Raw genomic sequence first — 26,970 nt, 5'->3', positions numbered from 1 at the left:
GAGCCTTGACCTCTGTGCCCTCCGCACCGGAACCCGCAACGATTGTGCTCACCCGGGTTGTCCTCAACCAGGCTGACATTGACCGCGCGCTTACTCGTATCGCCCATGAAATTCTCGAGGCCAATAAGGGCTCCCAGGACATCGTCCTGCTCGGCATCCCGCGCCGGGGCTACCCCCTCGCCGTGCGCCTCGCCGCCAAGATCGCCGCCGCGGATCCCGCCGTGGACGCCGCCGCGATTGTCGGCCAGCTTGATGTGACCATGTTCCGCGATGACCTTTCGCACCAGCCGACCCGGCCGCCGTACCCCACGGTGCTGCCGCGCACCGGGATCGACAACAAAGTCGTCGTGCTGATTGACGACGTCCTCTACTCGGGACGGACCATCCGCGCGGCCCTGGACGCCATCATCGACCTCGGCCGTCCGCGCATCGTCCGCCTCGCCGTGCTGATCGACCGCGGCCACCGGGAACTGCCCATCCGCGCCGACCACGTCGGCAAGAACCTCCCCACGTCATCGGCCGAAAAGGTCCGGGTCCGGCTCGAGGAAACCGACTCCGTCGACGGCGTGCCCGTCAACGAAGTGGTCATCGAGGCTCTCGCATGAGGCACCTGCTTTCCACCGAAGACTTGAGCCTGGCGGACGCCGTCCGCATCCTCGACACCGCCGAGGAAATGGCTGCCGTGGGGGAGCGCGAGGTCAAGAAGCTGCCCGCGCTTCGGGGGCGCACCGTGGTGAACCTGTTCTTCGAAGACTCCACCCGGACCCGCATCTCCTTCGAAGCGGCCGCCAAGCGGCTCTCCGCGGACGTCATCAACTTCGCCGCAAAAGGCTCCTCGGTCTCGAAGGGCGAATCCCTCAAGGACACCGCCCAGACCCTGGCCGCGATGGGAGCAGACGCCGTCGTCATCCGGCACTGGGCCTCCGGCGCCCCGCACCGGCTGGCAGCCACGGACTGGATCGACGCCGCCGTCATCAACGCCGGCGACGGCACCCACGAACACCCCACCCAGGCCCTCCTCGACGCCTTCACGATGCGCCGCCACTGGTCCAAACTCGCCGGCACGCCCTCCGCCGGGGCGGACCTGACGGGCATGCGGGTCGCGATCGCCGGCGATGTACTGCACTCGAGGGTGGCGCGGTCCAACGTCTGGCTCCTGCGCACCCTCGGCGCGGAAGTCACTCTCGTCGCCCCGCCCACGCTCCTTCCTATCGGCGTCGAAAAGTGGCCGTGCACGGTCAGCTATGACCTCGACGAGACCCTCGCCGCAGGCGTGGACGCCATGATGATGCTCCGCGTGCAGGGCGAACGGATGAACGCGTCCTTCTTCCCCTCCACGCGGGAATACTCGCGGCGATGGGGCTTCGACGACAACCGCCTCCGCGCGCTGGACAGCTTAGGACTTAAGGACACCATCATCATGCATCCCGGCCCGATGAACCGGGGCCTTGAAATTTCCTCAGCCGCCGCCGACTCACCCCGCTCCACCGTGCTCGCACAGGTACGCAACGGCGTGTCCGTGCGCATGGCCGCCCTTTACCTGCTGCTTTCCGGAGACAACCGCGAACCAGCCCCATCCCGGCCCGCATTTTCCACCGCCGCCCCTTCGAAGGAGAGCCACTGATGGCCGAACAGCAACGGGACGCCAACAGTGGCGCCTATCTCATCCGCGGTGCCGCAATCCTCGGCGGAGCCGCCGAGGACCTCCTGATCCGTGACGGCATCATCGCCGAACGCGGCCACGACCTCCAGCCCGACGGCGCCACGGTCATTGACGCCACCGGCCTTGTAGCCCTGCCGGGCATGGTCGACATCCACACCCACCTGCGGGAACCCGGCCGCGAAGACGCCGAAACCGTGGAGACCGGCACTCGTGCGGCCGCCCTGGGCGGTTACACGGCCGTGCACGCGATGGCGAACAGCACCCCGGTTGCGGACACCGCCGGCGTCGTGGAGCAGGTCCTCACGCTCGGCCGCACCGCCGGCTGGGTGGACGTCCGGCCCGTCGGCGCCGTCACCGTGGGCCTCGCGGGGGAGCAGTTGGCCGAACTCGGCGCCATGGCCGATTCCCGCGCCCGGGTCCGCGTCTTTTCGGACGACGGCATCTGCGTGCACGACCCCGTGTTGATGCGCCGCGCCCTCGAATACGTCAAGGCGTTCGACGGCGTCGTCGCCCAGCATGCCCAGGAGCCACGCCTCACCGCCGGCGCCCAGATGAACGAGGGGGAGGTCTCCGCCGTGCTCGGCCTCACCGGCTGGCCGGCCGTCGCCGAGGAAAGCATCATCGCCCGCGACGTACTGCTTGCCCAGCATGTCGGCTCCCGGCTCCACGTCTGCCACGTCTCCACCGCAGGATCCGTGGAGATCATCCGCTGGGCCAAGTCCCGCGGGGTAAACGTCACGGCCGAAGTCACGCCCCACCACCTTTGGCTCACGGACGAACTAGCCCGCAGCTACGACCCCGTCTACAAAGTCAACCCCCCGCTGCGCACCGACGCCGACGTCCAGGCCCTGCGCGCCGCGCTGGCCGACGGCACGATCGACGTCGTCGGCACCGACCACGCCCCGCACCCGAGTGAACACAAGGAATGCGAGTGGGCGCAGGCTGCCATGGGCATGACCGGGCTGGAAACCGCGCTCTCGGTGGTCCAGCACACCATGATCGACACCGGTCTGATGACCTGGGCTGATTTCGCCCGCGTCACCTCGAGCGCGCCGGCCGTGATCGGCCGGGTCGAAGACCAGGGCCGCCCGCTTGACGCCGGCGAACCGGCCAACGTCATACTCGTGGACCCGGCTGCGCGCTGGACGGTGGACCCTTCTAAGATGGCAACCATGGGCAGAAACTCTCCGTTCGCCGGCCGGGAACTGCCCGGCAAGGTGGTGGCCACGTTCTTCAAGGGCCATCCCACCGTCCTCGACGGCAAGCTCAACAGCCCCTACCGCTGGGCGTCCGGGACCCCCGATCCCGCAGGGGCGGGCCGGAACTGATGGACAGGCTCCTCCCCGTACTGCTCATGGTGGCCCTCGCCGCAGTGGTCGTCGTCCTGCTCGGCCTCGGCTGGCGGAGCCGGCTGCGCCGCCAGTCCGACGTCGAGGCCCTGCCGGAGGCCCCAGCGGAGCTGGCCGCCCCGCTGGCACTGGCTGACGGCCAGTACGTCACGTCCACCAGTGCCGGTGACTGGCTGGACCGGATCGCCGTCCACAACCTTGGCATCCGCACCAACGCCGAACTCAGCGTCCACCCCGAAGGGGTGCTCTTCAACCGCGCCGGCGCCGGCCCGGTCTACATCCCGGCCGCACGGCTCACCGGAGTGCGCCTGGAAAGCGGCATGGCCGGAAAATTCGTCGAAAAGGACGGGCTGCTCGTGGTCAGCTGGATGCTCGGCTCCCGCGAACTGGACACCGGGTTCCGTACCCGGCGCGCTGAGGACAAGACAACCCTCCTCAACGCCCTGCAAGAATTGATCTCCGCGGCCCCCAGGCCAATGCCGATAGTGGAAAGTAACGAAGTGAGCGAATCCCACGAAGTGAAAGACGCCGTAGTGAACACCGAAGTGACAGACAACGCACCAGCCGCCAGCCCCGCAGCCCTTGTGCTCGAGGACGGACGGATCTTCCGCGGCACCAGCTACGGCGCCACCGGAACGGCCTTGGGGGAGGCGGTCTTCGCCACCGGCATGACCGGCTACCAGGAGACCATCACCGATCCCTCCTACGCCCGCCAGCTCGTGGTCCAGACCGCGCCGCACATCGGCAATACCGGTGTGAACAAGGACGACGCCGAATCCCGGCGCATCTGGGTGGCCGGCTATATTGTCCGCGACGCCGCCCGCCGGCCCTCCAACTGGCGCTCGGAGCGATCCCTCGACGACGAGCTTGTCGCGCAGGGGATCGTCGGCATCCAAGGCGTCGACACCCGCGCCATCACGCGCCATCTGCGCGAACACAAGACCATGCGGGCCGGCATCTTCTCCGGCGAGGCCGCCCGCGCCACGGACAAGGACCTCGTCGACGCAGTGCTCGCCAGCGCGCCGATGGAGGGCTCCCGGCTGGCCGAGGAAGTCAGCGTGGACACCGCCTACACGGTGGAACCCAAGGACTTCGGCTGGGACGGCGAACCGCTGTTCAGCATCGCCGCTATCGACCTTGGCATCAAACGGATGACTCCGGTCCGTTTCGCCGAGCGCGGCGTCCGGGTGCACGTGCTTCCGGCCACGGCCACGCTGGCCGACGTCAAGGCTGTCAACCCGGACGGCTTCTTCATGTCCAACGGACCCGGAGACCCGGCCACTGCGGACAACCAGGTGGCGCTGCTGCGCTCGGTGCTCGATGAGAAGATCCCGTACTTCGGCATCTGCTTCGGCAACCAGATCCTGGGCCGCGCCCTCGGCTTCGGAACCTACAAGCTGCGCTACGGCCACCGCGGACTCAACCAGCCCGTGATGGACCGCCGCACCGGCAAAGTGGAGATCACCTCCCAGAACCACGGCTTCGCCGTCGACGCGCCGCTCAACGGTGCCACCCGGGCCCCCGAGGAACGGTACGGCCGTGTCGAGGTCAGCCACGTGAGCCTCAACGACGACGTCGTGGAAGGGCTGTCCTGCCTCGACATCCCGGCCTTCTCGGTGCAGTACCACCCCGAAGCCGCGGCCGGCCCGCACGATGCCGCGTACCTCTTTGACCGCTTCATCGAGCTGATGGCCGGCGCCGGTACGGCGGCGTCTTCCGCTGCCCCGGCGGCCGATGCCAAGACTTCCACCGATTCCAAGACTGAGGACAAGAAGTAATGCCCAAGAGAACTGACCTCAAGAGCGTCATGGTCATCGGGTCCGGCCCGATCGTGATCGGCCAGGCTGCCGAATTCGACTACTCCGGCACCCAGGCTCTGCGCGTCCTCAAGGAGGAAGGCCTGCGGGTCATCCTCGTGAACTCCAACCCGGCCACCATCATGACGGACCCCGAGTTCGCCGATGCCACCTATGTGGAGCCGATCACGCCCGAGGTGGTGGAGAAAATCATCGCCAAGGAGCGGCCCGACGCCCTCCTGCCCACCCTGGGCGGCCAGACCGCGCTCAACACCGCCATCGCGCTGGACAAGAACGGTGTGCTGGAGAAGTACAACGTCGAGCTGATCGGCGCCAACATCGCAGCGATCGAGCTTGGCGAGGACCGCGAGAAGTTCAAGGGCGTCGTGGAGCGCTGCGGCGCCGAGTCGGCCCGCAGCCACATCATCCACACCATGGCCGAAGCCCTCACCGCGGCCGAGGACCTGGGCTACCCCATGGTGGTCCGGCCCTCCTTCACGATGGGTGGCCTCGGCTCGGGCCTGGCGTACGACGAGAACGACCTCCGCCGGATCGTCGGCCAGGGCCTGCAGTACAGCCCCACGTCCGAAGTGCTGCTCGAAGAGAGCATCCTGGGCTGGAAGGAATACGAGCTTGAGATGATGCGCGACAAGAACGACAACGTCGTGGTCGTGTGCTCCATCGAGAACTTCGATCCCGTCGGCGTCCACACCGGTGACTCCATCACCGTCGCCCCGGCGCTGACCCTCACAGACCGCGAATACCAGCGGCTGCGCGATATTTCCATCGCCGTTATCCGCGAGGTCGGCGTCGACACCGGCGGCTGCAACATCCAGTTCGCCGTCGAACCGGACACCGGACGCGTCGTTGTCATCGAGATGAACCCGCGCGTGTCCCGTTCCTCCGCCCTGGCCTCCAAGGCCACCGGCTTCGCCATCGCCAAGATCGCCACCAAGCTCTCCCTCGGCTACACCCTGGATGAAATCCCGAACGACATCACCCAGAAGACCCCGGCGTCCTTCGAACCGACCCTCGACTACGTCGTCGTGAAGGTCCCGCGCTTCGCGTTCGAGAAGTTCCCGGCCGCGGACCCCACGCTGACCACCACCATGAAATCGGTGGGCGAGGCCATGGCCATGGGCCGGAACTTCACCGAGGCGCTGCAGAAGGCGCTGCGGTCCCTGGAGCAGAAGGGCTCCCAGCTGGACTTCAGCCACGTCCCGGAATGGGAAGTTCCGGAACTGATCGAAAAGTCCAAACGGCCCACCACCGAACGCCTGCACCAGGTCCAGCGCGCCCTGCTCGGCGGCGCCACCGTGGAGCAGCTCTTCGAAGCCACCAAGATCGACCCCTGGTACCTGGACCAGCTCCAGCTGCTCAACGAGATCTCCGTCGAAATCCGAAAGGCCAGCGCCCTGACCCCGGACATGCTGCAGCGCGCCAAGCGCCACGGCTTCTCCGACGAGCAGATCGGCGCCCTGACGCACAACTCCGAGGACGTCGTCCGCGGCGTCCGGCAGGCCCTCGGCATCCGTCCCGTGTACAAGACCGTGGACACCTGCGCCGCTGAATTCGCCGCGTACACGCCGTACCACTACTCCTCCTATGACGAGGAGGACGAGGTGGCGCTGCACGCCAAACCGTCCATCATCATCCTGGGCTCCGGGCCCAACCGGATCGGCCAGGGCATCGAGTTCGACTACTCCTGCGTCCACGCATCCATGGCCCTGCGCAAAGCCGGCTACGAGACCGTGATGGTCAACTGCAACCCGGAAACCGTCTCCACCGACTACGACGTCTCCACCCGCCTGTACTTCGAACCGCTGACCCTGGAGGACGTCCTTGAGGTCATCGCGGCCGAGGAGCGCACCGGCGGCGTCATGGGCGTGTTCGTCCAGCTCGGCGGCCAGACCCCGCTCAAGCTCGCCCAGCAGCTCGCCGACGCCGGTGTGCCCATCCTGGGCACCTCGCCCGAGGCGATCGACCTCGCCGAACACCGCGGGGCCTTCTCCCAGGTCCTCGACAAGGCCGGGCTCATCGCGCCCAAGAACGGCACCGCAGTGTCCTTCGAGGACGCGAAGAAGATTGCCGACGAGATCGGCTATCCCGTGTTGGTCCGCCCGTCCTATGTCTTGGGCGGCCGCGGCATGGAGATCGTCTACGACGAGCCGAACCTCTCCCGCTACATCGCCAACGCCACCGAGATCACCCCGGAGCACCCGGTCCTGATCGACCGGTTCCTCGAGGACGCCGTCGAGATCGATGTCGACGCCCTGTACGACGGCACGGACATGTACCTGGGCGGCATCATGGAGCACATCGAGGAGGCCGGCATCCACTCCGGCGACTCGGCCTGCGTCCTGCCGCCCATCACCCTGGGCAACAACGTGCTGGACCGTGTCCGGACCGCCACCCTCGCCATCGCCGAGGGCGTCGGGGTCCGCGGGCTGATCAACATCCAGTTCGCCCTCGCCTCCGACGTGCTCTATGTGCTCGAAGCCAACCCCCGGGCCTCGCGGACCGTGCCGTTCGTCTCCAAGGCCACGGGCGTCCAGATGGCGAAGGCGGCCGCCCTGATCGGCACGGGCGTCACCATCAACCAGCTCCGCACGGCCTACAAGATTCTGCCGGAAACCGGCGACGGCTCCACGCTCCCGCTCGACGCGCCGGTCTCGGTCAAGGAGGCCGTGCTGCCGTTCAGCCGCTTCCGCACCCCGGAAGGCAAGGTCGTCGACTCACTCCTCGGCCCGGAAATGCGGTCCACGGGTGAGGTCATGGGCATCGACAAGCACTTCGACACGGCCTTCGCCAAGAGCCAGGCAGCGGCCAACAACGCCCTGCCCACCGAAGGCAAGGTCTTCGTCTCGGTCGCGAACCGGGACAAGCGTTCGGTGATCATGGGCGTCAAGCGGCTGTCCGACCTCGGCTTCGAGATCGTCTCCACGGGGGGCACGGCCGACGTCCTGCGCCGCAACGGCATCCAGGCCACCCCGGTCCGGAAGGTCGCCGAAGGCTCCAGCGCTGAAGGCGAGGGAACCATCGCGGACCTGATCGTGGCGGGCGAGATCGACATGGTCTTCAACACGCCCTCCGGCGGCGAAGCCCGCAGCGACGGCTACGAGCTGCGCGCCGCCGCGACGTCGATCGGCATTCCGTGCATCACCACGGTGGCCGAATTCAACGCCGCCGTCCAGGCCATCGAGGCGCTGCGCACCTACGAATGGTCCGTTACCAGCCTGCAGGAGCACGCGGCGGCCCTCGCGGCCTCGCAGAACGCGGCCTCGCAGAAGGCTCACACGCATGCCTGAGGCTCCCACCGCTGATACCGCCGGCCGGGAGCCCTTCGGCTCCCGGCTGGGCCGGGCCATGGCGGTGCGCGGTCCGCTGTGCGTCGGCATCGATCCGCACCCGGCGCTGCTGCAGCATTGGGGCCTGGGCGACGACGTCGCCGGGCTGGAACGGTTCTCGCTGACCGTCCTGGAGGCTGTCGGCTCGCTCGCCGCGGCGGTGAAGCCGCAAGTGGCGCTTTATGAGCGGCATGGCTCTGCCGGGATTGCCGTCCTGGAGCGCACGCTGGCCGTGGCGGCGGAGATTTCCGTCCTGACCATCGCGGACGCCAAGCGCGGCGATATCGGCTCCACCATGGCCGCCTACGCCGACGCCTGGCTCCGGGACGGCTCGGCATTGGCCGCGGATTCCGTGACCCTGAGTCCGTACCTGGGCTTCGAGTCGCTGCGTCCCGGCCTGGACCTCGCGGCCCAGTCCGGGCGCGGCGTGTTCGTGCTGGCGTTGACCTCCAACCCCGAGGGTGCCTCCGTGCAGCACGTTGGCGGGGCGGACTCCGTAGCCCGTCGCATTGTGCGGGCCGCGGCTGCAGAGAACCGCCGGTACACGGGGGCGCTGGGCTCGGTCGGGCTCGTTGTCGGGGCCACGGTCGGTTCGGCCCTCACCGAACTTGATGTGGATCTGGCGGCGGTGCGCGGACCGATCCTGGCCCCCGGGCTGGGCGCCCAGGGCGCGACCGCCGCGGACCTGCGGCGCACCTTCGGATCGGCCTACCCCCAGGTCCTGGGCACCTCCAGCCGGGACATCCTCGGGGCCGGACCGGAAATCCGGGCGCTCCACGACGCGGCCCGCCGGACCCTTGACGAACTCTTGGCCGCCTAGCTGTCCTGCCCGCGCTGTGCCCGCTGCCGGCGTCCGGCGGTTGTCCATTGATTTCTGCCGCTCCGAGACGGTAGGTTCAGGACACGGCAACGGCGCGGGAGCTGTCTGACGGACCGGTGTGAACGGCCCGGCGGACTGGCCGGGCCGGACGGCCCGTCTGACCAGGCAGGGAGGACTTCAGTGAGCTTGCAACCCCTCACTCCGCAGCAGCGTGCCGACGCCTTGCGCAAGGCCGCTGCGGCCAGGGCCACCCGGGCCGCGGCCAAGGAACGGCTGAAATCCGGCCAGACGACAATCGCCCAGGTCCTCAGCTCCGGAACATCCGATGATGCCATCGCCCGGATGAGGGTCGTGGAGATGCTGGAGGCCCTGCCGGGTATCGGGCGGGTCCGTGCCGCGGCGATCATGGAACAGCTCGGCATCGCGCAGTCCCGGCGGGTACGCGGGCTGGGAATCCACCAGCGCCGGGCGCTGGTAGATTTTGTAGACGACAAACAGCCCGCTCCGCCGGGCTGATCCCCGAACACCGCCAAAGGAATATGTGAGCAAGAAACCGGGACTAACAGTCCTCGCCGGCCCGACGGCTGTTGGCAAAGGCACCGTGTCCACCTACATCCGGGACAACTATCCCGGCGTGTGGCTCTCCGTGTCTGCAACGACGCGCCCGCCGCGGCCGGGTGAGCAGGACGGGATCCACTACTTCTTCAAGTCGCCCGAGGAATTCGATTCGCTCGTCGAAGACGGCGAACTTCTCGAATGGGCGTTCGTCCACGGCCGCAACCGCTACGGCACCCTCCGCAGCACCGTGAACGAAGCGATCGCCGAGGGCCGTTCCGTGCTCCTGGAAATCGATCTGCAGGGCGCCCGGCAGGTCAAGAAGGCCGTCCCCGATGCTCAGTTCGTGTTCCTCGCGCCGCCCAGCTGGGACGAAATGGTCCGCCGGCTGGTCGGCCGCGGCACGGAAACGGCCGAAGAACAGCAGCAGAGGCTGGAAACCGCTAAACTAGAACTTGCCGCTGAACCGGAGTTTGACCACACCGTCATCAATGATGACGTTCGTCGGGCAGCGGACGAGCTTGTTTCACTCATGGGGCTGACCCCGAACCCGCGCTAGGCGACGGGACGTATCGGCCCGTTAGAATTTGGAGAATTCGTGTCCACGAACCTTGAAGGCATCATCAACCCGCCGATCGACGAGCTGCTGAAGGCTGCCGACTCGAAGTACGGCCTGGTGATTTTCGGTGCCAAGCGCGCACGCCAGATCAACGCCTACTACGCCCAGCTGCACGAGGGCCTGTTCGAGTACGTCGGCCCGCTGGTCGACACGAAGCTGAACGAGAAGTCGTTGTCGATCGCGCTGCGGGAGATCAACGAAGGCAAGCTCGTTTCCACGCCGATCGAACCTGCAGAGTAGTAACGGCAAAATACATAGACTGCCTGTTGACGGAGGTCACGTGCGCATAGTCCTCGGAGTCGGGGGAGGGATAGCCGCCTACAAGGTGGCGTCGCTCCTCCGGCTTTTTACTGAAGCCGGCCATGACGTCACGGTCATCCCCACGGAGGCGGCAACGCGTTTCGTCGGTGTCGCGACGTGGGAAGCCCTGTCCGGCCACCCCGTCAGCAGCACCGTCTTCGACGCGGTCCCCACGGTCAACCACGTCCGGCTCGGCCACGAGGCGGAGCTGATTGTCGTGGCTCCGGCCACGGCCGACCTCCTGGCCCGCGCGTCGTCCGGCCAGGCGGATGACCTCCTGACCAACACCTTGCTGATGGCTGGGGACTGCCCGGTCCTCATGGCCCCGGCCATGCACACCGAAATGTGGCAGCACCCGGCAACCCAGGCCAACGTCGAAACCCTGCGCAGCCGCGGCGTCACCGTGCTGGAGCCTGCCAGCGGCAGGCTGACCGGGGCGGACTCCGGCCCCGGCCGGCTGCCCGAGCCCCAGGCCATCTTCGAGGCTGCGCTGGCGCTGGCCGGTGCGCAGGCTGGTGCGCAGTCCGCCCGGTTGTCGGCCCCTGGGCTGCCGGGTGCGCCGGCCGTGCCGGACGCGCCCGCCGCTCCGCCGTCGGATCTGCCGTTGCCCGCGTCGGCAGAGCCGTCCGCAGCCCGCCCGTTGGCCGGGCTGACTGTGACCATCAGCGCCGGCGGCACCCGCGAACCGCTGGACCCCGTCCGCTTCCTGGGCAACCGGTCCTCCGGCAAGCAGGGCGTGGCACTTGCCATTGCCGCCCGCAACGCCGGCGCCAGGGTCCGGCTGCTGGCGGCCCATATGGAGGTTCCGGCGCCGGAGGGCGTCGAGATCGTCAAAGTCGAGACAGCCCTGGAATTGCGGAAAGCGGCGTTGCACGCTGCCGCGGATTCCGACGTCGTGATCATGGCGGCCGCCGTGGCGGACTTCCGTCCCGCCGACGTCTCCGGCACCAAGATCAAGAAGCGCGAAGACGGCGCCAATCCCGTCATTGTCCTGGTGCGCAACCCTGACATCCTGCAGGAACTCGTCGAGGTCCGCGACGCGGCTTCCCGCGACCAGCTCATCGTCGGTTTCGCCGCGGAAACGGGCGACGCCGAAGGTGATGTCCTGGAGTACGCCGAGGCCAAGCTGCGCCGCAAGGCCTGCGACCTGCTGGTCGTCAACCATGTGGGCCAGGACAAGGTCTTCGGCGAGGACACCAACGCAGTAGTCATCCTTTCCCGCTCCGGCTCCGAACCCCAGGAAGCGTCGGGTTCCAAATCCGATGTTGCGGCTGCCGTGATTGACCGGGTCAGCGCCGAGTTGAGCCGGGTTGTTCCGCCGGCTTGAGCCCGGCGTAACCAACGTCTCCTTAGCATGGGGACACACGCCGCCGGACGTCCGTTTTCCAACCAGTAAGGTAGTTGAGTGACTTTACCGCTGCACATTCCTGACTTCCACGGGTCCACGCCCGCCTCGCTCCGGCTGTTCACGTCTGAGTCGGTGACCGAAGGACACCCCGACAAGATCTGTGACCAGATCAGCGATGCGATCCTCGACGCCCTGCTGGCCAAGGACCCCGAGTCCCGGGTCGCCGTCGAGACGCTGGCCACCACGGGCCTGGTCCACGTGGCCGGTGAGGTCACCACGGACGCCTACGTCGAGATCCCCCAGATCGTCCGGGAGACCATCCTCGGCATCGGCTACGACTCCTCGGCCAACGGCTTCGACGGCGCCCGCTGCGGTGTATCCGTCTCGATCGGGCAGCAGTCCAACGACATCGCCGGCGGCGTGTTCAACTCCCTGGAAGCCCGGGAAGGACGCCAGGAAGACGACTACGACCTCCAGGGTGCCGGAGACCAGGGCCTCATGTTCGGCTACGCCAGCGACGAAACCCCCTCCTACATGCCCGTCCCGATCTGGCTCGCACACAGGCTCTCCGAGCGCCTCACCGAGGTCCGAAAGAACGGCCAGCTGCCCTACCTGCGCCCTGACGGCAAGACCCAGGTCACTGTGGGCTACGACGGCGACCGCCCGGTCTCGGTCGAGACCGTCGTCATCTCCAGCCAGCACGCCGAAGGCGCCAGCCTCGACCGGCTCCGGGCCGACCTCGCGGAGTACGTCGTTGATCCCGTCATGGCGCTTTCCAACCTGGACATCTCGCGGGCCAGGAACATCCTGAACCCGGCCGGTGCTTTTGTCATCGGCGGTCCGGTCGGCGACGCCGGCCTCACCGGCCGCAAGATCATCGTCGACACCTACGGCGGCATGGCCCGCCACGGCGGCGGTGCGTTCTCCGGCAAGGACCCGTCGAAGGTGGACCGCTCCGCTGCCTACGCGATGCGCTGGGTCGCCAAGAACGTAGTGGCCGCCGGGCTCGCAAAGCGCGCTGAAATCCAGATCGCATACGCCATCGGCCAGGCGCGCCCGGTGGGAACCTACGTGGAAACCTTCGGCACCGAGACCGTGGATCCTGCGCGGATCAGCGCCGCGATCGCCGAAATCTTTGACCTGCGCCCCCGCGCCATCATCGACGCCCTGGACCTCAAGCGCCCGATCTACGCCAAGACCGCCGCCCACGGGCACTTCGGCCGCGAAGATCCCGACTTCACGTGGGAGCGCCTGGACCGGGTCGATGACCTGAAGGCTTTCTTCAACGCCTGATTCACGAGCCTGACCCACATTGTCGGTGCGCAAAATGTCACTGGCATGTGATGTGCTGAAGCCAGGCCGCCATTCCGGCGGCCTGGCTTCCCATTTCCGGGTCGTCGCCGGTGCTGGGTTGTTGTTCGTTTCTTGTTTGCCGTTGCCCGGCTGGAGTTGAACGGAGGTAGGCGCGATGACGAAAGTCCGCGGCGGTGCGACCATGCCGGATGAACCCTTCCAGCTCTCCTTGCTCCAGGGCTTTCCGTCGGCGCCCGCATCCGCCTCCGGTCCGGCCCTCGCCGCCGATCTGCCCGTGGCAAGGGTGCTGCTCGAATCGTCCCTCCCGCATCTGGACCGGCCCTTCGACTACAGCGTTCCGGCCACCCTCGACGCGGAGGCGCAACCGGGTGTCCGGGTCAAGGTGAAGTTCAACGGCCAGGAACTGGCGGGATACGTGCTCGAGCGGAGCGGGGAATCCGACGCCGGCCACACCCTGGTGCCGCTGCACAAGGTGGTTTCGCGCGTGCCGGTGCTGACGCCCGCCGTCGCTGAACTGGCCGGCCGGGTCGCTGCGCGCTACGCGGGAACGGTCAGCGACGTCCTGCGTGTCGCCGTTCCGCCCCGGATGGCCAAACTGGAGAAAGAGTTCGCTCCCGGCGGGCGGCTGGACGCGGCCTTGTTCGCGGCCGGCGAGGAGCCAGGGGCCACGGTTCCGTCGGGGCTGCAAGCCTCCCACTGGTCCTCCTACCGCAACGGGCCGGCGTTCCTCCAGCACCTGGGCTCGGGGGAGTCACCCCGTGCCGTGCTGAACGCGCTGCAGGGCTTCGGCCCGGGCGGCTGGCCGGGACTGATCGCGGAGGCCGTGGCTGCGGTCCGCCTGTCCGGCCGGGGCGCCGTCGTCGTCGTCCCCGACTACCGGGACCTGGACCGCGTGGAGGCCGCGCTCCTGGAGTTGCTCCCGGCGGGCGACGTCGCACGGCTCACCGCCGACGACGGCCAGACCCCGCGGTACCGGAGCTTCCTGCGCATCCTCAGCGGCGCCGCCGGGGTCGCCGTGGGCACCCGGTCCGCGGCCTACGCGCCGGTCCATAACCTGGGGCTCGTGGTCTGCTGGGACGACGGCGACGACCTCCACATCGAGCAGCGTTCGCCGTACGCGCACTCCCGCGAGGTGCTGCTGCTGCGCGCAGGCCAGGAAGGGGCTGCCTGCCTGTTGGCGGCCCACTCCCGAAGTACCGAAACGGAACGGCTCGTCGAATCCGGCTGGGCATGGCCGGTGGAGGCCGAGCGCACCGTGGTGCGGCGGACGGTCCCGCGGGTGCTCAACACGGCGGACAGCTTCGAACTCGAGCATGATCCGCTCGCCCGCATCGCCCGGCTGCCCGGGGCTGCCTGGCGTGCCGCAAAGGACGGCCTGGAACGCGGACCGGTCTTGGTCCAGGTGGCCCGGGCCGGCTACGCACCGTCACTGGCGTGCGAAACGTGCCGTGAACCGGCACGCTGCGCCGCCTGCAGCGGCCCCCTGGCGATCGCCGGGGCCAGCGGAAGTTCGGCCGTGCCGCAATGCCGCTGGTGCTCGGCGCCGGCCCAGGCGTGGCGGTGCACCACCTGCAACGGCACCCGGCTCCGCCGTGGAGCCGCCGGAGCCCTCCGCACGGCCGAGGAGCTCGGCCGTGCCTTCCCCGGAAAGCCGGTCATCACCTCCTCCGGTGACCAGGTCAAAGCCACCGTTCCCGACACGAAGGCCCTCGTGGTAGCCACTGTCGGGGCCGAGCCGGTCGCCGCCGGAGGTTACGCAGCAGCCCTGCTGCTCGACGGCGATTCCCTGCTGCGGCGCGAGAACCTGCGCGCCGGGGAGGACGCCGCGCGCCGCTGGTTCAATGCGGCAGCCCTCGTGCGACCGGCGCCGGAAGGCGGACTGGTGGTCATCACCGCGGATGACGCTGCCGGGGTCGGGGCCCTGCTGCGGTGGGATCCGGCGGGCTACGCCCGGCGTGAGCTGGCGCTGCGGCAGGAACTTCACCTGCCGCCCGCCGTACGGATCGCCTCCATCACCGGCGGCCGCACCGCCGTCGGGCACTTCACCCGGGCCGTCGAAGAACGGATGGCCGCGCAGGGAACCGTGCTCAGGACCGCCGGCCCCGCGCCCCTCGTGATGGCCGGGCCGCCCTCCGGGACGACGGGTGCCGCGCCCGGCGGGGCAGCGTCCGGCGCCAGACCGGGCGCGCGGGAATCCGGTGGGGACGTCCGGACCCTGTTGTTCATCCCGTACGCCCAGGCAGCTGCCGCCACCACCGCGATGCGTGCTGTCAAGGCTGCGGCCGCCGCCAAGCGCACGGATGACCCCGTCCAGCTGCGGCTTGACGGGGTCGACGTCCTCTAAGCCCGGCGAGAGCCCCCGGGTTTCCCCACCTTTACCGGCTTCTGCCGGCGCATGCCTGCCTTGAATGCCGGCGCGTCCCGGCCTCGCGGTCGCAATGGTGGGGAAATTCCGCGCGGTGGCCTGAACGCGGTGGCCAGGGCGCGGTGGCTAGAGTGCGGTGACGCCGGCGCCGGGCTCTAGCGCTTGTTCCGGCTCCGGAGCGCGACGGCTTCCCCGGCGAGTTCCACGAGCCTGCGCGCGGATTCGTCCCAGCTGAAATCCGCGGCGCGTTCCACGGATCGTCGGGAGCGGGCCTTCCACAGCTCAGGATCCTCCAGCTGCCGCACGGCCGCAGCGAATCCGGCCGGCGAGTCCGCATGCACATAGCTGACGGCGTTCTTGCCCACCTCCCGGAAAATGGGGATGTCGCTGGCGATCACCGGGGTGCCGTGGGACATGGCCTCCACGAGGGGCAGTCCGTAGCCTTCGGCCCGGGAGAGGCTGATCAGGGCCGTGGTGCGTGCCAGCATGGCCTCGTATTCGGCGTCGGTCACGCCGTTGTGGAACACGATATTCGCGCCCGCCGGAGCCAGGGCCTCGAGCTCAGCGCGGCGCTGCGGGGTGATGCGGCTCAGCAGATGCAGGGTCATGTCCGGCAACTCCGCCATGCCCCGGATCATGGTCTCCACGTTCTTGTACGGCATGAAGGACCCCATGTAGAGCAACGTCTTGTCCGCTCCGGCACCGGGGTCCCGGGGCGTGTGGCCGTGCTGCGGGGCGTTGCCCACGATCCTGACGGGACGCCTCGTGAGCCGGTACTTGGCGATCAGGGCCGCGGTGGTGGAGCTGATGGTCGCGACGACGTCGGCCCGGTTCAGCAGGAGCCGCTGGGGCCAGAAGGCCTTGTGGTAGAGGCGCCAGAGGACACGGACCGGGGCCGGCAGGAATCCGGGAGGGGCCGGGTGCTCGTAGTAAATGAGGTCATGCAGGGTCAGTACCAGGGCGTACTTCCGGCCCCAGCTGCCCATGGTCTGCATGGGGCACACCACGACGTCGGCGCCGAGCCTGTTGACCTTGGCGGCCACGAGAAGCTCGGACGGGGACAGCGGGCTGTTGATCAGGGTGTACGGCACATCAGGCAGGAGGGCCAGCTGCCGCGGGTCGCTGATCAGCATCGAGACGTCTGCAATCTTGGCCGTGGCCGCGATGAGGCTGGAACCATACCGGCTGATGCCGTCGTGGTGGTCCAGCCGGGTGAAGCGGGCATCGATAAGAATTTTCACGCGGCGTGGTCCTTCAGGAAGCGTCGGATGAAGCGGGCGGCGGGCTCCGGGGTCTCGTAGTGGATCAGGTGTCCGACGCCGGGGATGACGTGCAGGGTCCCGTCCGGCAGGAGGGCCAGGAGTTTATGCTGGTCCGGCAGGGTGGCGATCTCGTCCTTTTCGCCCGCGATCAGGAGCACTGGGAGCGTAAGCCCGGCTGCCACCTCGGATACGTTGCTGCCAACAGAGGCCTTGAACGCCTCCAGCAGGCTTTCCCGGTCCGCGAAGGCGGAGAAGTAGGAGCTGTGCTGGGCATGGACGAAGCGGCGGAGTTCCTTGTCCCGGGTCTTGGCCATGGCTTCGCTCATGACCCGCACTATCAGCTGGCTGCGCAGCAGGGCCTGACCTACGCTCCGGGGCAGATGCGCGGCGGCCTCGTAGTACAGCACAGCGAGCCGGGTCATCAGTCCCTTGGGTCCTTCCAGGGCGGGGGAGGCGATGGGGTTGATCAGGATGAGCCCGGCGACCGCGCCGGGGTGGGCCGCGACGAAATGGCTTGCCACGATCGAGCCGAAGGAATGGCCCAGCAGGACCGTGTCCGGTCCGAGGCCCAGCGCGGCCATGAAGTCGGTGACAAAGCGGACGTAGCCTGCCACGCTGTGTTCGGCAGCCGTGAAGGCGGCGGAACTGCCAAACCCGGGCAGGTCCGGCATGATGAGGCGCATCTCGGGCAGCTGGTCGGCCACCCGGAGGAGGCCGTGGTGGTCCCCGCGGAAGCCGTGCACGACCAGGACGGTCCGGGTTTCCGGGGTCACGCGGACGGGCTCGTAGTTCCAGTAGGCAACGCGGACGCCGTCCAGGTCCACCTCGGCGGCCCGGGTGCGGGCCTCGAGGTCATCGCTGAACAGGGGCGTGGGGGAGGACTCGGTGTGCACTTGTTCCATTCGGTCGAAGCCTAGTTGACGTTGTCGGGGTGGGAGCCGGTGCGGAAACCGCGCTCGAGGGCAGCGATTTCGGTCATGTCCAGGACGGACAGTTCAAATCCGAACACATCGTGGTTCTCGCGGATCCGACCCGAAGAGCTGGCCTTCGGAATCGCGATGTTGCCTAGCTGCAGGTGCCACCGGAGGATGATTTGCGCCGGCGTCCGGTCGTGCTCGGCCGCAAGGGCCAGGATCACTGGATCCTTCAGGACCTGGCCGCGGCCAAGAGGACTCCACGCCTCAGTGCGGATGCCAAGTTCTTCATGCTTGAGTCGCAGTTCGGCCTGCTGGAGCCAGGGGTGGAGCTCGACCTGGTTGACGGCCGGAACCACTTCGGCCGTTTGCAGCAGCCGGTCCAGGTGGTGCGGCTGGAAGTTGGAGACGCCGATGGCCCGGACTTTCCCCTCGCGGTACAGCGTTTGGAGGGCCCGGTAGCTCTCGGTGAACAGGCCGCGCTTCGCGCAAGGCCAGTGGATCAGGTAAAGGTCGATGTACTCCATGCCAAGGTTGGAAATGGAGGTATCGAAGGCGCGCATCGTGGCGTCGTAGCCTTGGTCGTCATTCCAGACCTTGGTGGTGACGAACAGATCCTGGCGGGACACGTATGGGGCGGACTCTCCGCGTTCCCCGCCTGTGCCGTGGAATCCGGACAAAGCGCCGATGCCTTTGCCCACGGCCGTCTCATTGCCGTACATGGCCGCCGTGTCGAAGTGCCGGTAGCCGGCTTCGACCGCCATGGTCACGAGGTCCGCCGCGTCAGCCGGGGGCACCTTGTAGAGCCCGAACCCCAACCGGTCGATCATCACGCCGTTGTTCAGGGTCAGCCGGGGGGAGAGTCTCATAGCAATGACTTTACCCACTGGCAGACCTGGGGCGCGGACCGGAGCCGGGGCGCGGACCGCAGCTGCGGCCGCGCTCCGGGTCGCCGCTCCGGCGGGGCGGCTCAGGCCAGGCCGTCAAACCTCACCAGCCGGCGGGCGCTGGCCTCGTCAAGGATCAGGTCGGTGGCCAGGCCCGCCGCCAGCGCACCGCGCAGGCCGTTGATCTTGGAGGCGCCGGAGACCACACAGATCCGCCGCCGGACCTGGCGGAGCTGGGCGAGGTCCGGCCCCGTCGAGCGCTCGTTAAGCGTGATGCCGTCCGAGGAGCCGTCCGCCCGGAAGAAAACAGTGGCGACGTCTCCCACGACGTCGGACGTGGCCAGGATGTTCAGGTCGTCTTCGTCGAGGTAGCCGCCGGCGTAAACGTGGCTGGGGTAATCGGCGTCGACCGATCCCACCCCGAAGATCGCGATGCTCATGCGGGCCTGCAGTTCCAGGATGCGCTGAACACTGCGCTCATTCCACATGGCCTTCTTGGTTGCGGCATGGTCGAAGAACGCCGGTACGGGGAACTGCTCAACCCGGGCGCCGTAGGCGCTGCCGAACCGCCGCATGATGTCCGAGGCGTAGGTGATGCCGGTGGTCTGCATATTGCCGGCGCCGTTGAGCTGGACGATCACGCTGTCGTGGGTGATCTTCCGGGTCAGGTGCCGGCTGACGGCGCTCAGGGTGGAGCCCCACGCCACGCCGATGATGGCGTTGGAATCCACCAGCGGCCCGATCGTCCGGGCCGCCTGCATTGCCACCCGGTCCAGTGTTTCCGCCTCGTTGAGCGTGTCCACGACGGGAACCACGTGCACGTCCACCCGGTACTCGGCCCGGATCATGCTTTCGAGTTCGGGGCCCGTGTCCAGCGGACTGCGGATCTGGATCTGCACCAGACCCGATTCGCGTGCCGAGGACAGCAGCCGCGAAACGGTGGACCGGGACGTCCGGAGTTCCCGGGCGATCGCGTCCATGGTCAGGTCCTGCAGGTAATAAAGCTGGGCCGCCCTGAGGGCGTCGGAGTGCCGAGAAGTCGTCATCCCAATTCCGTTCTGCACGTTTGTGCATAGTGCTTGACTCCATTTTCCATTATTCCAAACAATAGAGTTGAACGGCGCCGCGCCCCAGGGCGCGGCGCGCAGAACCAGACCCAAAGGAGCAGTTTTGGGACAGAAGGATTCATCTCCCACGCCGGGACCCGCGAGCAACCGGGCATCGGTGCAGAGGCTGCAGGAGCGGCGGCATGCACAGGTGCTGATCATCGGCGGCGGCATCAACGGCGTGGGTACTTTCCGGGACCTGGCGCTGCAGGGCGTGGACGTAGCGCTCGTGGAGCGCGGCGACTTCTGCCAGGGCGCCAGCGGCGCCTCCTCGCACATGATCCACGGCGGCATCCGGTACCTGGAAAACGGTGAGTTTCGCCTCGTCCGGGAGTCCGTCGTCGAGCGCAACCGGCTCCTGCGCATTGCTCCGCACTACGTGAAGCCCCTTCAGACCACCATTCCGATCTTCAGCACCTTCTCCGGTGTCCTTGCCGCTCCGCTGCGCTTCCTGACCCACAAACAGCAGGGCAAGCCCAAGGAGCGCGGGGCCTTCCTGATCAAACTGGGCCTGAGCATGTACGATTTCTTCTCCCGCGACGGCGGCACCGTGCCGCGCCACCAGTTCCGCGGCCGCAAGCGCGCACTGGCCGAGCTGCCCCGGCTGCACCCGGGCATCAAGTACGCCGCCACCTACTTCGATGCCTCGGTGCACAACCCGGAGCGGCTGACCCTGGATGTCCTGCAGGACGGCGAAAAGGCCGGCGGACTGCAAGCACGGGCCAGCAACTACCTTTCGCTCGTCTCCCTGAACGGCGAAGGAGGCGGCGCGGGCGCTGGCAGCACCGTCACGCTCCGTGATGGGCTCTCCGGCGAGGTTTTCGATTTCACGGCCGACATCATCGTGAACACAACCGGCGCCTGGGTGGACCTGACCAACGAGGCGATGGGCGCGGCGTCGTCCTTCATGGGCGGGACCAAGGGCTCGCACATCGTGCTGGACCACCCGGAGCTCCTCGAGGCCTGCAACGGCCGCGAAATCTTCTTCGAGCACACGGATGGCCGGATCGTACTGATCTATCCAATGGGTGACCGGGTCCTCGTCGGCACCACCGACGTCGACGCCGACATGGCAGAGGACGCTGTCTGCACCGAAGCGGAAATCGACTACTTTTTCGACCTGATCGGCCACGTGTTCCCGGATGTGGCCGTGGACCGCGGGCAGATCGTCTACACCTTCGCCGGCGTCCGCCCGCTGCCCAGGCATGACGCGACCCAGCCCGGGTTCGTCAGCCGCGATTACCGGATCGAGCGGCGCGCAGCCGAAACAGGCCAGACCGGCGCCGCCGTGCTCAGCCTCGTGGGCGGTAAATGGACCACATTCCGGGCCCTCGCCGAGCACCTGAGCAACGACGTCCTCGCCGAACTCGGCATGAAACGTAAGGTCTCGACGGCGAAGCTCCCGATCGGCGGCGGCGCGGGGTTCCCGGACAGCGAGGACGGAGTCCAGCGGTGGATCAAGGCGCACATGTCGGCGGGCCGTGACGCCGCCCGTGTCAGCGGGCTGCTGACCCGGTACGGGACCCGCGCCGAGGAAGTCATCGGCTTCCTGGAGGGTGCCCCGGACCGGCTCCTGCATTCCACCCGCGAACTCAGCACCCGCGAACTGGAGTTCATGGCCCGGAACGAGCAGATCGGGCACCTGGTTGACGTATTGATACGGCGCACATCCCTGGCCTTCCGGGGACTTGTGACCGGCGAACTGTTGAATGAGGTTGCCGACATCCTGTCCGGTCCCTTGGGCTGGGATGCCGCCAGACGGGCCTCAGAAATCGCCCACGCCCAGGAGGTGCTCCAGCGGTTCCACGGCGTCCGGGTCCACAGCCTGGTCGCCTGACACGACTTGCGTGCCCGGGCAGGGACACCCGGGTGCAAGCACTGCGCGGTCCGCCCTGGCGGCCGGCGCAGTGGCTGGCCGGCGGCGCCGACATGCTGCCGGCCCAACGGCCTTTCAAACTCGCGAAGGGCCGACAACAGAAAATAGAGGAGTCAATGATGTCTCTTGGAATTGTTTTCCTGTCCGAAGTATTCGGAACCGGGATGCTGACCCTGTTGGGCTGTGGCGTAGTGGCAAACGTTGCACTCAAGGGCACGAAGGGCAACAACGGCGGGTTCCTGATGGTCACGTGGGGATGGGGTATCGCCGTTTTCTCGGGTGTCTATGTGGCCTCCAGGTCCGGCTCGCATCTGAACCCGGCCGTCACTCTCGGCTTTTTGCTCAACGGCAAGGCGGAGTACGCTCCCGGGGTCAAGGTCGACTTCGGCTCGACACTGACCTACTTCGGCGGGGAACTGCTCGGCGCCTTCCTTGGCGCCGTCGTCATGTGGCTGGCCCACAAGCAGCACTTTGACGCCGAACCCCTGCCCGCCAGCAAACTGGCCGTCTTCTCCACCGGTCCGGCCATCCGGTCCAACGTCTGGAACCTGATCACCGAGATCATCGGCACCTTCGTGCTCGTCTTCGTCATCCTGACGTTCGGCGGGACACCTTCCGGACTGGGCCCGCTGGCGGTGGCCCTGCTGGTTGTCGGCATCGGTGTTTCACTCGGCGGACCCACAGGGTACGCCATCAACCCTGCCCGTGACCTCGGCCCCCGCATCGCCCACGCCCTGCTGCCCATCAAGGGCAAGGGTTCGTCCGACTGGAGCTACTCGTGGATCCCGGTCGTGGGCCCGCTCATCGGGGGCGGCCTCGCCGGCGTCGTCGCCGCGATCGTGCCCATCATCATGACCGCCGCAAAGTAGTTACCACCCCAGCTTCACGCAATCCAACCACCAGACCATACAGACAAGGACGTCAACATGAACCAGTACGTAATCGCAATCGACCAGGGCACCACGAGCACCCGCGCCATTGTTTTCGACCACAGCGGCAACATCGTCTCCTCCGGCCAGATGGAGCACGAGCAGATCTTTCCGCAGGCCGGATGGGTGGAGCACAATCCCGCCGAAATCTGGAACAACACCCGTGAGGTCATCGCCTCCGCCCTCTCGAAGGCGAACCTGACCCGCCACGACATCGCCGCCGTCGGCATCACCAACCAGCGCGAAACCGCCGTCGTCTGGGACAAGACCACCGGAGAGCCTGTCTACAACGCCATTGTCTGGCAGGACACCCGCACCCAGCCGATCGTGGACGAGCTGGCCAAGGACGGGGGACCCGAGCGCTTCAAGCAGAAGGTCGGGCTGCCGCTGGCAACCTACTTTTCCGGCACGAAGATCAAATGGATCCTGGACAATGTCGACGGGGCACGCGCCAAGGCCGAGGCAGGGGACCTGGTCTTCGGCAACACCGACTGCTGGGTGCTCTGGAACCTGACCGGCGGCACCGACGGCGGCGTGCACGTCACGGACGTGACCAACGCCTCGCGGACCATGTTCATGGACCTCGACACACTGTCCTGGGACCAGGAAATCCTGGCCGCCTTCGGGGTTCCGGCCTCCATGATGCCTGCCATCAAGTCCTCCTCCGAGGTCTACGGCACGGTGCACACCTCCCAGCTGCTCCGCGAGGTTCCCGTCGCCGGCATCCTGGGCGACCAGCAGGCGGCGACCTTCGGCCAGGCCGCGTTCGACGCCGGGGAAGCCAAGAACACCTACGGCACGGGCTGCTTCCTCATCTTCAACACCGGCGAGGAGATTGTGCACTCCAAGAACGGGCTGCTGACCACGGTGGGCTACAAGCTCGGCGACGCGGCACCGCATTACGCGCTGGAAGGCTCGATCGCCGTCACCGGGTCGCTCGTGCAGTGGCTGCGCGACAACCTGGGGATGATCAGCAGCGCCCCGGAAGTGGAGACCCTTGCCGCCGCGGTCGAGGACAACGGCGGCGTCTACATTGTTCCGGCGTTCTCCGGCCTGTTCGCCCCGTACTGGCGCTCCGACGCCCGCGGTGCGATCGTGGGCCTGACCCGCTTCGTGAACAGGAACCACATCGCCCGCGCGGCGCTGGAAGCCACCGCCTTCCAGACCCGCGAGGTGCTCGACGCCGTCAACGCCGACTCCGGTGTGCCGCTCACGGAGCTGAAGGTCGACGGCGGCATGGTGGCCAACGACGCCCTCATGCAGTTCCAGGCCGACATCCTCGGCGTTCCGGTTATCCGGCCCAAGGTTGTCGAGACCACCGCGCTGGGCGCTGCCTACGCGGCCGGCCTCGCCGTCGGCTTCTGGAAGGACCTGGGCGAGTGCTCGGCCAACTGGTCCGAGGACAAGCGCTGGGAACCGAAGATGGAACCGGCCGAGCGGGACCGCCAGATGCGGCTTTGGAAGAAGGCCGTGACGAAGTCCATGGACTGGGTCGACGAGGACGTGAAGTAGGTCCCAGCCTCTGTCGAGGGAGGCCGCACCCGCCCCGCCCGTCCCCGGCTGCCCCCTGACACTCGCAAGCTCGTGTCGGGGCCCTCGCAGCCGGGGGCCCATCGCGGTGCCCACCGCACCCTGGCGGGGTGCGGCCTCCCTCTCCATTGCGTCCATACTTCAGCCGCTCGAGGCGACTTACGTTTAGCCGGTGGTGCGGGTGCGCTAGAGTATTCGTATGCGTGCGATCCTTCTGCTTAGCTAGCCGCCCGGTAGCCCGATATACACGGAATACCGAGCGGCAGCCCCTCCATGTCGAGGGGCTTTTGTGTGTCCGGGGCTTTCCCGGGCCGGAGGCAGGGGATCAAAGGGTCGGGGCGGAACAGACGCCCGGACAGAACAGAAGAGGCCAGCAGTGAGCGTTCAGCCGGAGACAGAGACCGGAACAGCAGCAGCAGCCGCGACGGAGGCCCCCGAAGAGGGTGCCTACAGCTTTGCGGCGATGGAAGCCAAATGGCCGCAGGTCTGGGAAGACCTGAAGGTCTTTACCCCGGTCGACGACGGTTCGAAGGAACGCCGCTACGTGCTGGACATGTTCCCGTATCCGTCCGGTGACCTCCACATGGGCCACGCCGAAGCGTTCGCCATGGGCGACGTCGTCGCGCGCTACCTGCGCCAGCAGGGGTACGACGTGCTGCATCCGATCGGCTGGGACTCCTTCGGCCTGCCGGCCGAGAACGCCGCCATCAAACGCAACGCCCACCCCAGCGAGTGGACGTATGCCAACATCGAGACCCAGGCTGCGTCGTTCAAGCGCTACGCGATCTCCGCCGACTGGTCCCGCCGCATCCAAACCTCCGACCCGGAGTACTACCGCTGGACCCAGTGGCTGTTCACCCGGTTCTACGAACGCGGCCTGGCGTACCGCAAGAATTCGCCCGTCAACTGGTGCCCCAAGGACCAGACCGTGCTTGCCAACGAGCAGGTCGTCAACGGCGCATGCGAGCGGTGCGGCACCCCGGTCACCAAGAAGTCCCTGAACCAGTGGTACTTCAAGATCACCGAGTATGCCGACCGGCTGCTCGATGACATGGACGAGCTGCGCGGCCACTGGCCGGAGCGCGTCCTGGCGATGCAGAAGAACTGGATCGGGCGTTCCGAAGGTGCCCATGTCAACTTCGTGGTCGAGGCCGACGCCGGCAAACCGGCCAAGGACGTCACCGTGTTCACGACCCGGCCCGATACGCTCTACGGCGCCACGTTCTTCGTCGTCGCGGCCGATGCCCCGCTGGCGGTCGAGCTGGTCACTGACGAGCATGCTGAGGCCCTCGACGCCTACCGCGAGAAGGTCAAGGCCCTGTCTGAGATCGAACGCCAGTCCACCGAACGCGAAAAGACGGGCGTCTTCACCGGCCGTTACGCCATTAATCCGCTGAACGGCGAGAAGCTGCCCGTCTGGGCCGCGGACTACGTCCTCGCCGACTACGGCACCGGCGCTATCATGGCCGTCCCGGCCCACGACCAGCGCGACCTCGACTTCGCCCGCGCGTTCGACCTGCCGGTCCGGGCCGTGCTGGACACGGGCGCGGAAGATCCCGCGGTCACCGGCACGGCGACCACCGGGGAAGGCACCCTGATCAACTCCGGCGCGCTGGATGGCCTGCCCAAGGCAGAAGCGATCCCGGCCGCGATCGGGATCCTGCGGGAGCAGGGCACGGGGGAGAAGTTCGTGAACTTCCGCCTGCGCGACTGGCTGCTGAGCCGCCAGCGCTTCTGGGGAACCCCTATCCCGATCATCCACTGCCCCGACTGCGGCGAGGTACCCGTTCCGGACGACCAGCTGCCCGTGCGCTTGCCGGACAACCTGCGCGGCGAAGACCTGTCCCCCAAGGGCACCTCGCCGCTGGCCGCCGCCGAGGCGTGGGTCAACGTCGAATGCCCCAGCTGCCACGGCCCGGCCAAGCGCGACACGGACACCATGGACACGTTCGTTGACTCGTCCTGGTACTTCCTGCGCTTCGTTTCCCCGCAGTACACCTCGGGACCCTTCGACCCGGCCAAGATCAACGACTGGATGCCGGTGGGCCAGTACGTGGGCGGTGTGGAGCACGCAATCCTGCACCTGCTCTACGCGCGGTTCTTCACGAAGGTCATCCACGACCTCGGCATGATCGACGCCGACGAGCCTTTCAGCGCCCTGCTCAACCAGGGCCAGGTCCTCAACGGGGGCAAGGCCATGAGCAAGTCCCTGGGCAACGGCGTGGATCTCAGCGAGCAACTGGACACGTTCGGCGTCGACGCCGTGCGGCTCACCATGATTTTCGCTTCCCCGCCGGAGGACGACGTCGACTGGGCCGACGTTTCGCCGTCGGGTTCGGCGAAGTTCCTGGCCCGTGCCTGGCGGCTGGGCCAGGACGTCGCAAGCGAGCCCGGCGTCGACTTCACCACCGGTGACCGTGCCCTGCGCACGGTCACCCACCGCACGATCGCCGACGCCGCGGCGCTGCTGGACCACAACAAATTCAACGTGGTCGTCGCCAAGCTGATGGAACTGGTCAACGCGACCCGCAAAACCATTGACGCAGCCACCGGCGCCGGCGGGGCAGACCCGGCCGTCCGCGAAGCCGTGGAGGCTGTCGCGGTCATCCTGAGCCTCTTCGCGCCGTACACGGCCGAGGACCTCTGGAACGTGCTGGGGCATCCCGCTTCCGTGGCCAATGCGGGCTGGCCCACGCACGACGAATCCCTGCTCGTGCAAGACACGGTCACAGCCGTCGTCCAGGTCCAGGGCAAGGTCCGGGACCGCCTGGAGGTTTCGCCGGACATCTCCGAGGACGAACTGCGCGAGCTGGCGCTGTCTTCCGAAAACGTCCAGCGTGCCATGGACGGCCGTGGCATCCGGACCGTGATCGTCCGGGCGCCTAAACTGGTCAACATCGTCCCGGCATAGCCCCGGCCCGGCCGCCGGCGCACCCTCACCGGCGGCCGGGCACAGCATCAGTCCACGGCAGTAATCCCCGACAGTAGTC

20 protein-coding genes and 1 pseudogene are annotated in these 26,970 nt (G+C 67.7%); 17 read left to right on the top strand and 4 right to left on the bottom strand.

Annotated elements, in window-relative coordinates:
* Nucleotides 1-5 precede the first annotated feature (5 nt).
* The 13 genes and pseudogenes from pyrR (at nucleotide 6) to AC1DCZ_RS13435 (ending at nucleotide 15,455) form a co-directional block, all read left to right on the top strand.
* Complete coding sequence (gene pyrR, locus AC1DCZ_RS13495) at nucleotides 6-605, top strand: bifunctional pyr operon transcriptional regulator/uracil phosphoribosyltransferase PyrR (RefSeq protein WP_476975036.1); 600 nt, start codon at nucleotides 6-8, stop codon at nucleotides 603-605.
* Entirely contained in the window at nucleotides 602-1,624 is a 1,023-nt protein-coding gene (locus AC1DCZ_RS13490; RefSeq protein ID WP_476975035.1) for an aspartate carbamoyltransferase catalytic subunit, read from the top strand. The genes pyrR and AC1DCZ_RS13490 overlap by 4 nt, the downstream gene beginning before the upstream one ends.
* On the top strand, nucleotides 1,624-2,991 hold the full coding sequence (locus tag AC1DCZ_RS13485; RefSeq protein WP_476975034.1) for a dihydroorotase: 1,368 nt from the start codon (nucleotides 1,624-1,626) through the stop codon (nucleotides 2,989-2,991). The genes AC1DCZ_RS13490 and AC1DCZ_RS13485 overlap by 1 nt, the downstream gene beginning before the upstream one ends.
* A pseudogene (locus tag AC1DCZ_RS13480) lies at nucleotides 2,991-3,446 on the top strand (PH-like domain-containing protein); the annotation flags it as partial. The gene AC1DCZ_RS13485 and the pseudogene AC1DCZ_RS13480, both read left to right, overlap by 1 nt.
* A 42-nt stretch (nucleotides 3,447-3,488) precedes the next feature.
* Nucleotides 3,489-4,790: a glutamine-hydrolyzing carbamoyl-phosphate synthase small subunit gene (gene carA / locus AC1DCZ_RS13475; protein WP_476975050.1), complete on the top strand. Its 1,302-nt coding sequence runs from the start codon at nucleotides 3,489-3,491 to the stop codon at nucleotides 4,788-4,790.
* Complete coding sequence (gene carB / locus AC1DCZ_RS13470) at nucleotides 4,790-8,116, top strand: carbamoyl-phosphate synthase large subunit (protein ID WP_476975033.1); 3,327 nt, start codon at nucleotides 4,790-4,792, stop codon at nucleotides 8,114-8,116. Before carA ends, carB begins: the two co-directional genes overlap by 1 nt.
* Nucleotides 8,109-8,975 (top strand): orotidine-5'-phosphate decarboxylase, encoded by an 867-nt coding sequence (pyrF, locus tag AC1DCZ_RS13465; protein ID WP_476975032.1) that lies wholly within the window; start codon nucleotides 8,109-8,111, stop codon nucleotides 8,973-8,975. Before carB ends, pyrF begins: the two co-directional genes overlap by 8 nt.
* 180 nt (nucleotides 8,976-9,155) lie before the next feature.
* Nucleotides 9,156-9,491, top strand: a complete 336-nt coding sequence (gene mihF / locus AC1DCZ_RS13460; protein ID WP_476975031.1) for an integration host factor, actinobacterial type — start codon at nucleotides 9,156-9,158, stop codon at nucleotides 9,489-9,491.
* A gap of 25 nt (nucleotides 9,492-9,516) precedes the next feature.
* Nucleotides 9,517-10,089, top strand: coding sequence for a guanylate kinase (gene gmk, locus AC1DCZ_RS13455; RefSeq protein ID WP_476975030.1), 573 nt, complete (start codon nucleotides 9,517-9,519; stop codon nucleotides 10,087-10,089).
* 39 nt (nucleotides 10,090-10,128) lie between these two features.
* Nucleotides 10,129-10,389 (top strand): DNA-directed RNA polymerase subunit omega, encoded by a 261-nt coding sequence (gene rpoZ / locus AC1DCZ_RS13450; RefSeq protein ID WP_011692102.1) that lies wholly within the window; start codon nucleotides 10,129-10,131, stop codon nucleotides 10,387-10,389.
* Nucleotides 10,390-10,429: 40 nt separating this feature from the next.
* Nucleotides 10,430-11,776: a bifunctional phosphopantothenoylcysteine decarboxylase/phosphopantothenate synthase gene (locus AC1DCZ_RS13445; protein ID WP_476975029.1), complete on the top strand. Its 1,347-nt coding sequence runs from the start codon at nucleotides 10,430-10,432 to the stop codon at nucleotides 11,774-11,776.
* A gap of 78 nt (nucleotides 11,777-11,854) precedes the next feature.
* Entirely contained in the window at nucleotides 11,855-13,090 is a 1,236-nt protein-coding gene (gene metK, locus AC1DCZ_RS13440; RefSeq protein WP_476975028.1) for a methionine adenosyltransferase, read from the top strand.
* A 175-nt stretch (nucleotides 13,091-13,265) separates the two neighbouring features.
* Nucleotides 13,266-15,455, top strand: a complete 2,190-nt coding sequence (locus AC1DCZ_RS13435; protein ID WP_476975027.1) for a primosomal protein N' — start codon at nucleotides 13,266-13,268, stop codon at nucleotides 15,453-15,455.
* A 176-nt stretch (nucleotides 15,456-15,631) separates the two neighbouring features.
* On the opposite strand, the gene AC1DCZ_RS13430 is transcribed toward AC1DCZ_RS13435, so the two are convergent.
* The 4 genes from AC1DCZ_RS13430 to AC1DCZ_RS13415 form a co-directional block, all read right to left on the bottom strand.
* Complete coding sequence (locus AC1DCZ_RS13430; RefSeq protein ID WP_476975026.1) at nucleotides 15,632-16,717, bottom strand: glycosyltransferase family 4 protein; 1,086 nt, start codon at nucleotides 16,715-16,717, stop codon at nucleotides 15,632-15,634.
* Entirely contained in the window at nucleotides 16,714-17,640 is a 927-nt protein-coding gene (locus AC1DCZ_RS13425) for an alpha/beta fold hydrolase (RefSeq protein WP_476975025.1), read from the bottom strand. The genes AC1DCZ_RS13430 and AC1DCZ_RS13425 overlap by 4 nt, the downstream gene beginning before the upstream one ends.
* 11 nt (nucleotides 17,641-17,651) lie before the next feature.
* A complete protein-coding gene (locus tag AC1DCZ_RS13420) occupies nucleotides 17,652-18,521 on the bottom strand; it encodes an aldo/keto reductase (RefSeq protein ID WP_476975024.1) in 870 nt (289 codons plus the stop codon).
* 101 nt (nucleotides 18,522-18,622) lie between these two features.
* Nucleotides 18,623-19,585, bottom strand: a complete 963-nt coding sequence (locus AC1DCZ_RS13415; protein WP_476975023.1) for a sugar-binding transcriptional regulator — start codon at nucleotides 19,583-19,585, stop codon at nucleotides 18,623-18,625.
* A 124-nt stretch (nucleotides 19,586-19,709) separates the two neighbouring features.
* Between AC1DCZ_RS13415 and AC1DCZ_RS13410 the strand changes: the two genes are divergently transcribed.
* The 4 genes from AC1DCZ_RS13410 (at nucleotide 19,710) to leuS (ending at nucleotide 26,891) form a co-directional block, all read left to right on the top strand.
* Nucleotides 19,710-21,482: a glycerol-3-phosphate dehydrogenase/oxidase gene (locus AC1DCZ_RS13410; protein ID WP_476975022.1), complete on the top strand. Its 1,773-nt coding sequence runs from the start codon at nucleotides 19,710-19,712 to the stop codon at nucleotides 21,480-21,482.
* A 158-nt stretch (nucleotides 21,483-21,640) separates the two neighbouring features.
* A complete protein-coding gene (locus tag AC1DCZ_RS13405; protein WP_476895618.1) occupies nucleotides 21,641-22,390 on the top strand; it encodes an MIP/aquaporin family protein in 750 nt (249 codons plus the stop codon).
* Nucleotides 22,391-22,447: 57 nt separating this feature from the next.
* Complete coding sequence (gene glpK / locus AC1DCZ_RS13400; RefSeq protein ID WP_476975021.1) at nucleotides 22,448-23,962, top strand: glycerol kinase GlpK; 1,515 nt, start codon at nucleotides 22,448-22,450, stop codon at nucleotides 23,960-23,962.
* A 394-nt stretch (nucleotides 23,963-24,356) separates the two neighbouring features.
* Entirely contained in the window at nucleotides 24,357-26,891 is a 2,535-nt protein-coding gene (gene leuS / locus AC1DCZ_RS13395; RefSeq protein ID WP_476975020.1) for a leucine--tRNA ligase, read from the top strand.
* Nucleotides 26,892-26,970 lie beyond the last annotated feature (79 nt).

This window comes from Arthrobacter sp. 10N418 (assembly GCF_056394725.1).
Note: the sequence above shows the minus strand (reverse complement) of the source record. Positions and strands in the feature narration are given on the sequence as shown.

Excerpts from the sequence above, each read along its gene's own strand:
- AC1DCZ_RS13435 (WP_476975027.1), top strand. The coding sequence starts at position 13,266 with ATGACGAAAGTCCGCGGCGGTGCGACCATGCCGGATGAACCCTTCCAG.
- pyrF (WP_476975032.1), top strand. The coding sequence starts at position 8,109 with ATGCCTGAGGCTCCCACCGCTGATACCGCCGGCCGGGAGCCCTTCGGC.
- AC1DCZ_RS13490 (WP_476975035.1), top strand. The coding sequence starts at position 602 with ATGAGGCACCTGCTTTCCACCGAAGACTTGAGCCTGGCGGACGCCGTC.
- carB (WP_476975033.1), top strand. The coding sequence starts at position 4,790 with ATGCCCAAGAGAACTGACCTCAAGAGCGTCATGGTCATCGGGTCCGGC.
- AC1DCZ_RS13425 (WP_476975025.1), bottom strand. The coding sequence starts at position 17,640 with ATGGAACAAGTGCACACCGAGTCCTCCCCCACGCCCCTGTTCAGCGAT.
- AC1DCZ_RS13420 (WP_476975024.1), bottom strand. The coding sequence starts at position 18,521 with ATGAGACTCTCCCCCCGGCTGACCCTGAACAACGGCGTGATGATCGAC.
- AC1DCZ_RS13415 (WP_476975023.1), bottom strand. The coding sequence starts at position 19,585 with ATGACGACTTCTCGGCACTCCGACGCCCTCAGGGCGGCCCAGCTTTAT.
- AC1DCZ_RS13485 (WP_476975034.1), top strand. The coding sequence starts at position 1,624 with ATGGCCGAACAGCAACGGGACGCCAACAGTGGCGCCTATCTCATCCGC.
- carA (WP_476975050.1), top strand. The coding sequence starts at position 3,489 with ATGCCGATAGTGGAAAGTAACGAAGTGAGCGAATCCCACGAAGTGAAA.
- AC1DCZ_RS13405 (WP_476895618.1), top strand. The coding sequence starts at position 21,641 with ATGTCTCTTGGAATTGTTTTCCTGTCCGAAGTATTCGGAACCGGGATG.
- glpK (WP_476975021.1), top strand. The coding sequence starts at position 22,448 with ATGAACCAGTACGTAATCGCAATCGACCAGGGCACCACGAGCACCCGC.